The 13,191-nt window shown below is 37.8% G+C and carries 14 protein-coding genes; 9 read left to right on the top strand and 5 right to left on the bottom strand.

Annotated elements, in window-relative coordinates:
• Positions 1-46: 46 nt before the first annotated feature.
• The gene (locus RTK36_RS07195) at positions 47-367 is read right to left on the bottom strand and encodes a PadR family transcriptional regulator (protein WP_312045694.1); all 321 of its coding nucleotides are present in this window, start codon (positions 365-367) and stop codon (positions 47-49) included.
• A 209-nt stretch (positions 368-576) separates the two neighbouring features.
• Here RTK36_RS07195 and RTK36_RS07190 point away from each other — a divergent pair, with 209 nt between their 5' ends.
• The 9 genes from RTK36_RS07190 (at position 577) to RTK36_RS07150 (ending at position 8,605) form a co-directional block, all read left to right on the top strand.
• Positions 577-1,467 (top strand): helix-turn-helix transcriptional regulator, encoded by an 891-nt coding sequence (locus RTK36_RS07190; RefSeq protein ID WP_312045691.1) that lies wholly within the window; start codon positions 577-579, stop codon positions 1,465-1,467.
• A 161-nt stretch (positions 1,468-1,628) separates the two neighbouring features.
• Positions 1,629-1,793, top strand: a complete 165-nt coding sequence (locus RTK36_RS07185) for a hypothetical protein (protein WP_312045689.1) — start codon at positions 1,629-1,631, stop codon at positions 1,791-1,793.
• A 12-nt stretch (positions 1,794-1,805) separates the two neighbouring features.
• The gene (locus tag RTK36_RS07180) at positions 1,806-2,195 is read left to right on the top strand and encodes a VOC family protein (protein ID WP_312045687.1); all 390 of its coding nucleotides are present in this window, start codon (positions 1,806-1,808) and stop codon (positions 2,193-2,195) included.
• Positions 2,196-2,221: 26 nt separating this feature from the next.
• Entirely contained in the window at positions 2,222-2,551 is a 330-nt protein-coding gene (locus RTK36_RS07175) for a TfoX/Sxy family protein (RefSeq protein ID WP_312045685.1), read from the top strand.
• Positions 2,552-2,554: 3 nt separating this feature from the next.
• The gene (locus RTK36_RS07170; protein ID WP_312045683.1) at positions 2,555-2,974 is read left to right on the top strand and encodes a pyridoxamine 5'-phosphate oxidase family protein; all 420 of its coding nucleotides are present in this window, start codon (positions 2,555-2,557) and stop codon (positions 2,972-2,974) included.
• A 256-nt stretch (positions 2,975-3,230) separates the two neighbouring features.
• Complete coding sequence (locus tag RTK36_RS07165) at positions 3,231-3,743, top strand: SF0329 family protein (RefSeq protein WP_312045681.1); 513 nt, start codon at positions 3,231-3,233, stop codon at positions 3,741-3,743.
• Positions 3,744-4,339: 596 nt separating this feature from the next.
• Positions 4,340-5,230: an EFR1 family ferrodoxin gene (locus RTK36_RS07160; RefSeq protein ID WP_312045679.1), complete on the top strand. Its 891-nt coding sequence runs from the start codon at positions 4,340-4,342 to the stop codon at positions 5,228-5,230.
• A 1,037-nt stretch (positions 5,231-6,267) separates the two neighbouring features.
• Positions 6,268-8,412, top strand: coding sequence for a methyl-accepting chemotaxis protein (locus tag RTK36_RS07155; protein ID WP_312045677.1), 2,145 nt, complete (start codon positions 6,268-6,270; stop codon positions 8,410-8,412).
• A complete protein-coding gene (locus RTK36_RS07150) occupies positions 8,405-8,605 on the top strand; it encodes a hypothetical protein (RefSeq protein WP_312045674.1) in 201 nt (66 codons plus the stop codon). The genes RTK36_RS07155 and RTK36_RS07150 overlap by 8 nt, the downstream gene beginning before the upstream one ends.
• Positions 8,606-9,335: 730 nt before the next feature.
• Here the strand turns inward: RTK36_RS07150 and RTK36_RS07145 are convergent.
• The 4 genes from RTK36_RS07145 to RTK36_RS07130 form a co-directional block, all read right to left on the bottom strand.
• Complete coding sequence (locus RTK36_RS07145) at positions 9,336-10,553, bottom strand: FtsX-like permease family protein (protein WP_312045672.1); 1,218 nt, start codon at positions 10,551-10,553, stop codon at positions 9,336-9,338.
• Between the two features lie 91 nt (positions 10,554-10,644).
• Positions 10,645-11,802, bottom strand: coding sequence for an ABC transporter permease (locus tag RTK36_RS07140; RefSeq protein WP_312045670.1), 1,158 nt, complete (start codon positions 11,800-11,802; stop codon positions 10,645-10,647).
• 12 nt (positions 11,803-11,814) lie between these two features.
• Entirely contained in the window at positions 11,815-12,480 is a 666-nt protein-coding gene (locus RTK36_RS07135) for an ABC transporter ATP-binding protein (protein WP_312045702.1), read from the bottom strand.
• Between the two features lie 126 nt (positions 12,481-12,606).
• On the bottom strand, positions 12,607-13,191 hold a 585-nt coding region (locus RTK36_RS07130; protein WP_312045668.1), incomplete at its 5' end, for a sensor histidine kinase.

The following is a 13,191-nucleotide window of genomic DNA, read 5'->3' as shown; positions in this document are numbered from 1 at the left end:
GCAACGGTATCATAAAAATCAAAGGTCGGTCGTTTATAACAGTATTTCATTTTGATTCCTCCTCCCAAGTGGCACTATCTGCAAGGCACTGTGCCAATCGTTCACGCTCATCTTGGTACATTTGAATTCCTTTTTCGGTGATGCGGTAGATGCGCTTACGTCCATCAGTGCGCGTTTCCATCAAAATCTGTTCCTCTTCGAAACGGCCTAAGATGGTATAAAGTGTGGCAGGACCCAATCGCACACGACCTTTGGTTAATTTTTCAACGATGCTTGCAATTTCAGCACCACTATATTCGCCGTACAAAAATGCCATAAGGGTATAGAACATACTTTCACTGACGACTTCTATACGTTTGTTTCCCATGTTTTATTCTCCTATCTATCGAGGGTTGATATTATATATTGTAAGCATATCATCGAGGGTTGATATTGTCAATGGCTATCACCGTCCTTGTGCAAGGATACTCCGGACGATATTGGTGATGTAGTATTTTGAGTGATATTCTATTGATTTAATATGTCTTGCAGATGTCATATTAACGCCGTATAATAAAAAATAATCGAGGTGATACTATGCAGATTAATAGGCTGTTTGAAATGATTTGTTTGCTCCTGAACAAAGAAAATATAACAGCCAGGGAGCTTGCAACCCACTTTGAGGTTTCTCCCCGCACCATTTACCGGGATGTGGAGCTTCTATCCTCGGCGGGAATACCTATTTATATGACCAAGGGCAAGGGCGGTGGAATTTCATTACTCCCTGGTTTTGTTCTCAATAAAACCGTACTGACCGATGGCGAAAAGTCAGATATCCTGGCGGCACTTCACGCGGTAGAGGCGGTCAATTTGGAGCAAACCAATACTGCGGTGCAAAAGCTATCCTCCTTGTTTGGAAACACCAATGCCGATTGGGTTGAAGTGGATTTCTCTGGTTGGGCAAATGCGGATGAGGAAGCACAGCTGTTCAGCCTATTGAAAACTGCCATTCTTGGAAAGATGAAGGTGACATTTCATTATCATAGCAGTGACAGTAGTTCGCAGCGTACAGTAGAACCCATGAAACTCTGCTTTAAGGGGCAAGGCTGGTATCTTTACGCTTTCTGCACAGTGCGTCAGGACTATCGCTTTTTTAAGCTGCGGCGAATGAAAGAGCCGAAGCTGATGGAGGATCACTTTGAACGTGCCGCCCCTAAAAAGATATTTGACGACAATATATTTAAAGATGATTTCGTAACCATCACGCTGAAGCTGTCAAAGAAAATGACGTATCGTGTATATGATGAGTTTTCACAGTGTAAGACCCTCCCAAACGGTGATTTTATTGTACAGCACACCATGCCAAGAGGCGATTGGATCTATCAATATCTTGCGACCTTCGGTGAGTATTGTGAAATTTTAGAGCCAAAAGATATCCGCCTGCAAGTAAAAGAAAAACTGCAAAAAACGCTGGCACAATATTTATAATATGACATGCTGTTGTCAACTGCTCTTTGCTATGATGATAACATCAAAGACAAGGAGAGTTATTAAATGAACTATGAAGCGCCACCAGCAACAGCAACCCTGAAATGGAGAAAATCATTGGTTTGCTTTGGGAGAAGTTGTACAAAGGCGGTTTCAATGCCATGATAAAAAACAAAATAAACGAGTATGCTATTGGGCTCTATCCCGATTCGTGGGGAGAGATTTTGCAGACGGATTTAGACCGCAGTTTTACAGGCGATTTGGAGGAATACCGAAATGCCGACCCGGAAAACCTTGATATTGATATTTACATTGCCCTGAAGTAAAAAGGAGGAAACATGAAATTAGATGGTTTTGGAATTTTCGTGAAAGATATGCCTACTATGGTTCGCTTTTACCGTGATGTACTTGGTTTTGAAATCAAAGAGGAGGATAATGCAAGCAATGTCTATCTGATGAAAGATGGAACTTTGTTTTTGCTTTATCGTAGAACCGATTTTGAGCAGATGGCAAAAAGATCATTTTCTTATGCCAATGATATTAGTGGCCATTATGAAATTGCAATGAGTGTCCCAAACTATACCGCAGTGGATGATACCTTCAAGCAGGTTGTTTCAAAAGGTGCGGTGCCTATCTTAGAACCTACAACAGAGCCATGGGGACAGCGGACTTGCTATATTGCAGATCCGGAGGGCAACCTAATTGAAATTGGCTCATTTACGAAATAAGTACCCATACGATTGGAGGATTGTGCATGGCATCATCAATGGATTATGTTTTGTACGTTTGCGAGCAGATGAGCCTTGCAGGATCGATTACCTACAAGAAAATGTTTGGCGACTATGCTGTTTATTGTGACGGTAAGTGTTTTGCCCTCATTTGTGACAATCAGCTCTTTATTAGCCCCACCGAAGCAGGTTTGGGACTTTTGCCCGAAGTTACCATGGGCATTCCCTATGACGGAGCAAAGCCCAGAATATTGCTAGAAGATATTGAAGATAGGGATTTTATGTGCAGGCTGGTACAGGAAACCTGTGCCCAATTGCCGATGCCCAAGCCTAAAAAGAAAAAAGGAGGTCAATAACAAGTGGATTATAAAAAAGAATTTGAACGAATGATGGAAAAACAGACAGCGATGGCAATCGCAACGGCTGTGGATGGAGTGCCCAATGTACGCATTGTCAATTTTTATTATGATGGGGAGCTGAAAACCCTGTATTTCTCTAGTTTTGGCGACAACAAAAAGGTTGCGGAATTTGCGGAAAATCCTCATGTCGCTTTTACAACAATTCCGGAAAAGGGAGAAGAACACGTGCGAGTCAAGGCTGCTGTTGTCAGAAAAAGCGCTGTTTCACTTGAAATAATAAAGGCAAAGTTTCTATGGAAGATGCCGGAATACATTATGAGCATTCCTGACGTACTCCCTGGGCTTATCTTGTTCGAAATGACCTTTGACGAGGCGGATGTGGTCATTGATTTTGAACACATGGAAACCATTGTGGTATAATAGGATAACCCGGCTGATTTTTGCAGCCGGGTTTTGTTACGACAGAACGGGATAGATGTTTTATTTTTTTGAGGGTTTACATTTGTGTGGAAACAAGTCGAAAGTTCGGTCTGCAATCCTCCTTTTTATCGGAAGGGGACAGTAAAAAATCGATGTTTTTTGGAGTTTGACTACTTATCAATCTGTAAAGATTGACTAAAACTATCCAAATGATTATTATAATATTTGGATACGATTGTAATTGAGGGGGATAAGGATGGAACATTACAAATCCTGGGCTGAACTAAAAAAACAACTAAATGGATTTTTATGTGAAGCATTAAAGAATAGAATAACTTATTTTCTTACCAGATATCATGAAGTCCATAATTCGTATGGAAGAGCTTCTATCCTGTTTGATGGTAAGGAACTTGTTTGCTTTTCGTGGATAGAAATGTATTATCAGGAATATGCTGTTTCTGCTGTTCATAAAATAGACCCAAAGCTGAGCTACGAAGATACATTAGAACAGTTGAAACCAGAATGGGATAAAAACTGCACTTATTATGAAATGGATTTTCTTAATGCAGCCTTGAAATTTCGTAGTATGTCGATTAAAACAGCTTTAGAATCAGATAACTATATTATTAAAACACTAGCTATCCTTGATAAACGTGTAGGAAACAGAACGCTGGCAAAATTATCAAACAATAAAGAATACGAAACATATCCTGAATGGGTTCAACAGTTTTATAAAATCCGTTTTACATCAAGTAAAATAACGTTTTAGTACAGCAATCAAAATATTGAAGCAATATGTACCCTATAATGGATGTTGTATGAGGTATATGCGGACAAAGATTCCGGAGGTAATGCAGTACGTTACGGGTTCTAGAAGATGATTTTCGACTGCTGTGAAAATAGGTTTCTAGCTGATTGAAGATTTCAACTTCAACACTCCTAAGGCAGGTTACCGCTTAGATGGTTTTCGCCACAACAATGTTGATAATCAGCGATATTGAGTCATCGCTGAATTAATGAGGAAACTAAGAATATTCTTATCTACCGCGGTACCCACGAAATTGGTGGGTCTATCATTGAACTGCAGTAGGAAAATAGGGAAATCCTGATAGATGTAGGTTATCCACTGTTTTAAATAGCCAGCCTATTGAAAGTTCAGTAGCACCATTAAGTTATGAAGTGTTCTTGGAGATTGGAGTATTACTGGATAAATTAATGGGCGCATTGGGTGGGATTATATCATATCTAATTTCTAAACCAGATAAAAATATTGAACTATTAGTAGAACGAATGCGGAAAATTTGGTTTAGGTTTTAGTATGTGCTGAAAAAATCATCGACAATAGAAATGGAATGTGGTGTTAGTATGAAAAGAGTAAAATTGGTTTGTTTTTCAGGTACAGGTGGTACAAAACGATTTACCTCACTATTAGAAACTTGCCTTATAAAGAATAGCTGTGACGTAACGGTTTTATATTTAGAAACCAAGTCAATAGAAATTGCTAAAAGAGAAGGTACTTTTTATGACAACTCATACGATCTTATAACAATCCTTTTTCCGGTTCATGCGTTTGATGCACCGGAGCCAGTTTATAAATGGATAAAAGCCCTTCCGAATTGTAAGAGTGTTTCTGTTGCACTGATTTCTGTTTCGGCTGGTGGTGAAATTTGGATTAATCAAGCTTGTAGATTTGGTTTAATAAAAGTTTTATCCCAGAAAGGCTATGATGTTTTTTATGAACGAATGATTATTATGCCGTCTAATATGCTGATTGCTACAAAAGAGACTTTTTCGATGCGTCTACTTCAATTGCTTCCGATTAAAGCTGAAAATACAGCTAAAGAAATTCTCGAATTAAAACAGCGAAGAATAAAAACGAAATTTAAAAGCAGGCTATTAACCAGGTTAGCTAAAATTGAAAAGGTAACGTCAAAGTTATTCGGTAAAGAATTAAGAATTAAAAAGTCATGTACCCAATGTGGTCTCTGTGTCAAAAGCTGCCCCATGGGAAACATAAAAATGAATCATGGAACACCTCATTTCGGATGGCATTGTGTAGAATGCCTTCGTTGTGTATACATATGTCCTACGCATTCCATTTATCCTATTATATCCCGATATATGGTGATTAAAGAGGGATATGATTTAGAAAGAATTGGAAAACAATTAGAAAATACTGTGCTTGAGTCGGATGAGGAAATTACTTCCGGAGGATACTCATTTTTTAAGGAGTATATCAAGAACGACTGGGTATGATTAAAAGGAAAAAGATTTGAAAAAATAAAAAAGCAGAAAAAGAAATATTCCCTTTTCACAAAGTAACCATTGGGTACTGACGGCATCGTTATTGCAACACCATGGCACATTGAATGTGTGGTTCTGATGGCAATGTGGTTCTGCTAACAAATAACGAATACTGAGCACTATATTTCATAAGTTTGAAAAAAATGGGGCAAAAATCGAGGGTAAAAATGACGATTTTTGCCCTTTAAAAATAGGTAATATAGATGACATATATTAAAATTGAAAATAGAAACGCACAAAAATATGGAGGGAAGTCATATGAAAGCAACTGTGTAGTAAGGAAGGTTCTATGTGTAAAAGAAGAAAAAAAGAAAAAAAGATTGACTAAAACCAGTTTGTTAGCAAAACTTCCGAGGGTTGGGGTTATCCGAGTGATAATCCGGCTCTCGGATTTTTTTTGTTTATGAGAATTTATGCAGAGACGAATTGCGTTAAGTTGAGTTAATAGGATGGCTTTAGGGTGGTTTGATGAAATGGGATTGATAAAGGGTTAAAAAATGACTTAAAAACAATGCTTTTAGAGTATTGTAAACTACCAAAATACGAGAGGTAATTGTAACTGGCTAAAAATTTATTGCATTATTTTAACAAATAAAATACAATAGAAATGTAGAAAAATGTAGAAAAATGTAGAAAGATTATATATTCCTGATGCTGCAAATTATGCAAAATAATTACTTTTTCAGAATTGTGGTTGGTTCTAACTTTTATTTGATTTTACATGAAATACCTATCTTTAGGTGTCTTTTTTATTTTATGTTAATAAATTTATTGATTAAATTGTATCTCTTTTTTGCTGGATGAATGTAACCGAGAGGTGGTGAAAATTTTTAAAGAAATTTTAGGCAGAAAAAAACCGAAATAATAATTTATTTGACTTTTAATAATTAGTATTACAGTTACAATTAATACTTGAATCATTCAGCAAAATTATGATAGATAAACGACTGTGGATGCACCTATTAACATTTTAGAAAGGAATGACTGCAATGATGAAAAAACTGAACATCAGTTTAAAAGTAAAACTAAGTATAATTATTTTGTTATTTTCACTGTGCCCGTTAATTTTAGTTTCTACAATATTTATAAATTTCACCACAAAAAGTATAATGACTGAACAGAAAAGTGCGTCTAATAAACAACTGGAGATGTTTAATAGTAATATTGATTCAATGATTGAAGAATTATTAAATAACATAAATGAGTTTGCTAATGAAGAAACAATAAAACAGGCAGATGGTACTCTGACAAGTTATGTAAGTAGCACTGGAAATTATAAAGTTACTTCAAATAAAAATAACGACATAGAAAAAGCAATATATCGTCGTTTTGAAGAATTTGGTAAATCACATCCTAATTATCAATATGTATATATGGGCACTCAATGGGGTGGATATGTACAATATCCGGAAGGAAATATGGATGGTTCTTATGATCCAAGACAAAGACCGTGGTATCCAATTGCCTTGGAAAATTCGAATGAGGCGGTATTAGGAAAACCTTATTATTTTTCAACGGACGACATTGTTATTTTGGGTGGTTCTCAGGCTTTGAAAGATGCAAATGGAAATGTAATCGGTGTTGTTGCTTTAGACATGAGTTTAGATAAGATTACAGAAATGGTTGACAAAGCAGGGAAAGACACAAAAGGATATTTTATGATTGTTGATGATAGCGGAACGATTATTGCCGATCCAAGTAATAGTGCGAATAATTTTAAAAATCTTGCAGAGGTATATGGTAATGATATAAGTAATGTCATTTTATCAGATGCTGATTATGATGAAGTCATGTACAATAATAAATCTTATTTAATCAAGTCGTTAGAAAGTAATAAAACAAATTGGCGATATGTCTCAATTTTACATAAAGACGAAATACTTAGCCCGATTAAGAATTTAGAAAGACTGGCAATTATTATTATTTCAATTGTGTCAATATTGGCAGTTTTGTTTGCTATTTTTACAAGCTTAAAAATCTCAAAACCAATAAAAGAAGTGTCCAAAGCAGCAAATAAAATAGCGGGAGGGGATTTTTATGTGCAAATACAAACCAAAGCAAGCGGAGAAGTTGGTGAACTGATTGATTCTTTCAAGCGGATTGGAATAACTTTAGTTGACTATAAAGAGTACATTCAAGAGATATCTTATATTTTAAATCATATTGCAGAGGGTGATCTAAATTTCGAATTGAAGCAAGAATATATAGGAGAATTTTCGAAAATTAAGGATTCTCTTTTAAACATTTCAGAGAATCTTTCTGGAACAATTGAAAATGTTAAAATATCCTCGGAACAAATAGCATTGGCTGCGAATCAGGTATCCGCGGGGTCACAAACACTTGCGCAAGGAGCAACGGAGCAAGCAAGCGGCATAGAGGAACTTTCTGCAACGATTGGTGATATTTCAGTTCAAATTAAAAACACTGCAAGTAATGCGGATTTGGCAAACACGGAAGTTATTTCTACTACTGAAGAGGTTCAAAATAGCAATAGTCAAATGCAAAATATGAAATTAGCTATGAATAATATAAATGAAAAATCAGTAGAAATCAGTAAAATTATTAAAACAATTGAGGATATTGCATTCCAAACAAATATTTTGGCACTCAATGCTGCTATTGAAGCTGCAAGAGCTGGTTCTGCTGGAAAAGGATTTGCTGTTGTTGCGGATGAAGTTAGAAATTTGGCACAAAAATCAGCGGATGCTGCACAGAATACGGCTGTGCTCATTGAAGAAACAGTACAAGCGGTAAAACAGGGCTCTAATATTGTTGATTGTACTGCACAGTCAATGATAAATGTTGTAGAGGGCTCAGAGCAAGTACGTGAATTTGTAAATGAAATTGCACGTACTTCTAAAGAACAATCTAATGCTGTGGCTCAGATATTAATAGGTGTTGAACAAATATCTTCTGTAATTCAAAGCAATAGTGCAACAGCGGAAGAAAGTGCCGCAGCAAGTGAGGAGCTTAGTGGACAAGCTGATTTATTGAAGGAACATATGAGGAAATTTCAGCTTCGAAATGATATAAACGTTAATTTACATAAGCCAATAAACGCACAAGATATTACGATAAGGTCAAGCCAAGGCGGTATGGGAGTAGGTATTATTTCAGAAATTGAAGGTGATTGATTTGAGAAAAGAATTTGAGATTCATGGTTGCATAGAAGTTGCAGATGATTTGTCAGAAGAAGTATTTTGGAATAAATTTATTGATTTCATCGAGTCTAACGATTGGACATTTGGTGGAGGAATAAACGAGATTGACGACGGCTTTTATATTAACGCAGATGGCATTATGGGGAAATATGTTCTGGATGAATAAAATGAGTAAATCTAGCAGTTGGAACAATTATGGGAATTTTTGTTTTAACTGCTAAATTCGGACAAACAATTATTTTTACTGTGAATATCTTTATAGCAATAGGTGTAGTTGTACTTTTATTTATTATACATAAATTATTAAGTAAAGTTTAGTTATATTTGTTTTTGATTTATATTAGAAGTTTTTTTCACAAAACCTTGAGACAAATTTATACATAGGGGCTAATAATAGGAGTGAATAGAAAAAACTATTATTAATTGTAATTTACGTTATATTGGCACTGACTATTCGTTAGTTTAACAATATCCATTGTACTTTGTAATGTTGATTTAGATAATGATGTGGTGTTAACACTGCAATTATCTGTGCGGTTGCTATGATTCTAGCTGGTACAAGAGATAGTGAAGGGCATCGAGGAATAATTTTGTGCAACAAAAAAAGAGCGTACCTGAGGACATGACCGTCCATTAGTACGCTCTTTTTTGTTGTTTCATGTTCTTCCTGGGCTGGTGGTTCGTGTTTATAGGCATGGGGGATTGGAGGGTTCTTTAGAAAATTCAAGCGTAGAGATAGCACCGCTGAAGCCCCTTTTTTTGTTTGGCTGGTGCCACCTGTTATAGTGTAATATTTGAGGAAACAGTTTGTAAAGCTTTGAATGTGCAGTTATCACATTTGAGGCATTTTCGATTCTTCATATTAAACGACGATAATATTATGATTGAAAAACAATCTATTCTAATGATCTTAGCCGTTCTACGACGGATTTCTTATTTAGCTGTCGGGTCATGATGGAAGAAATAGCCGCACACAATAAGTACATAAAGCCCAGTAGGAGCAAAAAGTCCAGTGCAAAGAGATGGAGGCTAAACCCTGTAAACATAGAAGATGATGCCACTGTCATGGTAAGATAGCTTCCTGCTGTCAACATAATCCCTGCTGATATAAGGCATAGCCTTAAACTGTTTTTGAAAAGGAACCTCCAAAGTTGTTTTTTTGTCATTCCTACAGCCTGAAAAATCAGTATCGTTTTTTTCTGCGCAAGCGTATCGGTGATTAGTGTATTCACCATATTGGATACCCCGATAATCCCCAGCACCAACGCGAAGAAAAATCCTAAAATTGTTATGGCTGCTTTTCTATGTGTATAATAGCCCCTGTCATCATATTTAGAATTAATACGCAGTTGTATATTATGTTCTTTCTTTACTAAATTTGTGATATCCTCGATCTGCTGTTTGTTAAAGCTGTTCTTTGAAATAATCTGTATGCTTGATATACGCTCTCCATAATTGGGATATATGGATTGAAATAGAGTGTCCGGCATTACAATATTGCAGTAACGGATATTACCTGTTCCATAGTTATCCATTATCGTTACAACCGCCATTACTGTCAACTGCTTTGCTTGATACGTCCCGGTAACATCATCGTAAAAAGATAAATCTAGGACATCGCCTGCATGAATCTTCTGGCTTTGGTCGATCTGCTGATCGGTTACATTTAAATAATCCACATCCTGATACAAAATGTAGCTGCCAGAATTAAATTTTTCTGCATCTAGCTGTCCTTCTTGAATTTTTATAAAGGCGGCTTCCTGTTCCAGCCTTCGGGCAGGCAACCCACAGATGTCCAGCTTTGTGTTTCCGTTTGGCAAGAAATGAACAAAGTTATGGCTTCCTTGCACTTGGGCGATTGCCTCGATTTCCTTTTTTAGCTTCCCCTCAAGTTTAACCTCCGCCCAAAAATGTTCATACAGCTCTTGAGAAGCGACTTCTATCAAATCGGGCATTGTTTTTGCCCGATATATTACATCGGTTCTCTCTACGAAAGGCAGCTTTTCTATAGCAGAGGGTAGTTCCTTTGTGATAGGTTTATAAGGTTCGTTCAAGGCCCAGAAGCTGGCGGTATGAACAATTCGAGCCTCGTCTTGATTATGCCGGACAACCATCTTTTCAACCTGATAACCAAAAGCCACGTTGCAAACAGTCAGAAAAATAATTCCGCTCAGTGCAAATGAAATGACGGTAAATGCTTTATTTTTATGGCGGGGGAAGTGTTCTGGAACAGCTGATCCAGACCGTAATCCACGAAAATAAGACTGTAAAACAAAGGACTAGCCACAAATTTGGCGACTTGTAGTAAAGAGCGTAATCAGTCATTCGAATGACTTCAGGAGCCAATAGCAGGCCCACCCCATATCCGGCAAGAACGCCCAATGCAATACCTACAAAAGCTAAAAATTGCATTTGCTTCATGTAAATTGATCGAATCTGTTTCTTTGTTGTACCAATGGTTTTCATCATCCCAAACCATCGGATGTCCGATGCAACGGAGATGGAAAAAACATTATGAATTAGGAAATATCCGCTCATCATGATCAGCATCACAAAGAAAAGCAAAGGTAGAGCAATCACAAAGGAATAAGCAAATTCCATATAATGTCTGGTTTGAACAGAATCTGCATCAACCAATTCACTCAAATCGGACAATTTGTAGTACACATCGCTTTTTAGCAAAAGAGGATTCAAGTTATTAAGCTTAACATAAATCAGGTTCCGATTTTCAGACAATTCGGGATTATATGCGTCTGTGAAGCCTTGAGCCGTATAAATTTCTTCATAGACGCTGCTGATATTTGCCAGTGGGTTTTTATAGATTCCGCAGACTTTCATAGGGATTTCGGTTTCAAGCTCTTTTCCATCCTGCAATACGACTACTTGCAAGGGAATCTCTGCACCTAACTCTTGTGATCCCATCTTTTGTGCAAGCGTGTCCGATATTAAAATCTGTGTATTTTCTTTTGGAAAGGTTCCTTTTACCAAGGTAATATAGTTATGGGTATAAAAACTCTCATCTGGCGCAAGCAGCTCTGTTTGAACACCGGCAAACACATCATTGTGCAAGGATGTCGTGCTACATTTTTTTACAAAGTCCGCCCATTCAACTTGTTCCTGAAGCACAGCCTTTTCGTAAGTGGTTTTGCTACCGGTTAGTGCTCCGTCGGCTGCCGGTCCCGGTGCTGCTTGGGAGGCCTCGTACATGGTTGTAAAAAAGCTGAACCCAGCCGTTAAGATAAACGAAATCAGAACTGTTGTTAAGAAGATTGCGGTTACCATAATCAAGTCGCGATTGGGGTTGGCTTTCATATTTTTTATAGCAAGTTTCTTTATGATTTTTCCGTTATTATTTTCAAACATTGATTTGCCTCCTTATGCCACAATCCTGCCATCTTCAATGCGCACGATGCGGTCGGCAAGCTGGGCGATCTCACTGTTATGGGTAATCATGACAATGGTCTGATGAAATTGCTGACTTGTCATCTTAAGAAGCCCCAACACTTCCTGACTAGTCTTGCTGTCCAGATTCCCTGTAGGTTCATCGGCAAGGATAATGGCTGGCTTGGTTGCCAATGCTCTTGCGATTGCCACACGCTGCTGCTGACCACCGGAGAGGTTGTTGGGCAAATTGTTCAGCTTCTCTGTCAGCCCCAGCATTTTTACAATTTTGTCAATGAAGGCTTTGTCCGGTTTTTCTCCGTCCAGCTCGATGGGTAGAACGATGTTCTCGTACACATTCAGGATTGGCACAAGATTATAGTTTTGAAAGATAAAACCGATATTCCTGCGCCGAAAAATTGTGAGCTGATCGTCATTCATTTTGGACAGCTCCTTACCATCCACTTCCACGCTGCCAGAGGTAGGGGTGTCCAGCCCGCCAAGCATGTGTAGCAGAGTGGACTTACCGCTGCCGGAAGTGCCTACAATGGCTACAAATTCTCCTGGCTCCACGTTCAAGGCAACATCATCCAGAGCTTTCACAAGATTTGCACTGGTTCCATATTGCTTTTTTAATTGGTTAGTCTTTAATATACTCATAATAAATCCTCCTGCTTTCATTTTATCTTCTTCATTGTACAGAACAAATGTCTCCGAAAAGTCTCAATCACAAAATCAATTGTCACAGTTTTGAGATATTTCATCTGCATAGAAAAAAGACAGCTCTCATAGCTGCCTTTCGTTTGGTAGGAACACCGAGAAGGTGGAGCCTTGGCCTATTTCAGATTTCACCTGAATGTAGCCACCCTGTTTTGAGATAATCTCACGGCACAGGTAAAGGCCAACGCCAATACCACTGATATCATGCACTTCATCTTCCCGATAGAAGCGTTTGAATATCTGTGCGTAGTGCTGTTCTGGAATTCCTTTACCTGTGTCGGTGATATCAATTTTCGTCGTCATTTCCCATCGCTCTACCGTCACGGATATTTTACCGCCTAAGGAAGTGTATTTCACCCCGTTGTCCAAAATGTTAAACAAGGCTTCCGCTGTCCATTTTTTATCATGGGGTACGATTATGGCAGGATCACATTCCACAGTTACTTCAATTTTTTTCTGCTCAGCTGTCCGTTCGATTCCGGAAAGTGCAAGCCCTATGGTGTCATAAATTGGTGCGGGAGAAACAGAGAGGGCAATCACACCAGTTTCCAACCGGGACATCTTCACCATTGCCTGCATCAAAAAATCCAGCTTGTCAATTTGGGACTCCATCAGTTTGTGAAACTCCCGTGCTTTCTCTGGCGTAAGCTG

It is taken from the genome of Anaerotignum sp. (assembly GCF_031981185.1).
GTDB lineage: Bacteria > Bacillota > Clostridia > Lachnospirales > Anaerotignaceae > Chakrabartyella.
This window is presented reverse-complemented; position numbering and strand designations above follow the sequence as displayed.

What these genes read in the sequence shown, in the direction of transcription:
- RTK36_RS07165 (WP_312045681.1), top strand. Translation starts at nt 3,231, where the DNA reads ATGGAACATTACAAATCCTGGGCTGAACTAAAAAAACAACTAAATGGA.
- RTK36_RS07160 (WP_312045679.1), top strand. Translation starts at nt 4,340, where the DNA reads ATGAAAAGAGTAAAATTGGTTTGTTTTTCAGGTACAGGTGGTACAAAA.
- RTK36_RS07145 (WP_312045672.1), bottom strand. Translation starts at nt 10,553, where the DNA reads ATGGTTGTCCGGCATAATCAAGACGAGGCTCGAATTGTTCATACCGCC.
- RTK36_RS07175 (WP_312045685.1), top strand. Translation starts at nt 2,222, where the DNA reads ATGGCATCATCAATGGATTATGTTTTGTACGTTTGCGAGCAGATGAGC.
- RTK36_RS07190 (WP_312045691.1), top strand. Translation starts at nt 577, where the DNA reads ATGCAGATTAATAGGCTGTTTGAAATGATTTGTTTGCTCCTGAACAAA.
- RTK36_RS07185 (WP_312045689.1), top strand. Translation starts at nt 1,629, where the DNA reads ATGATAAAAAACAAAATAAACGAGTATGCTATTGGGCTCTATCCCGAT.
- RTK36_RS07180 (WP_312045687.1), top strand. Translation starts at nt 1,806, where the DNA reads ATGAAATTAGATGGTTTTGGAATTTTCGTGAAAGATATGCCTACTATG.
- RTK36_RS07135 (WP_312045702.1), bottom strand. Translation starts at nt 12,480, where the DNA reads ATGAGTATATTAAAGACTAACCAATTAAAAAAGCAATATGGAACCAGT.
- RTK36_RS07195 (WP_312045694.1), bottom strand. Translation starts at nt 367, where the DNA reads ATGGGAAACAAACGTATAGAAGTCGTCAGTGAAAGTATGTTCTATACC.
- RTK36_RS07140 (WP_312045670.1), bottom strand. Translation starts at nt 11,802, where the DNA reads ATGTTTGAAAATAATAACGGAAAAATCATAAAGAAACTTGCTATAAAA.
- RTK36_RS07155 (WP_312045677.1), top strand. Translation starts at nt 6,268, where the DNA reads ATGATGAAAAAACTGAACATCAGTTTAAAAGTAAAACTAAGTATAATT.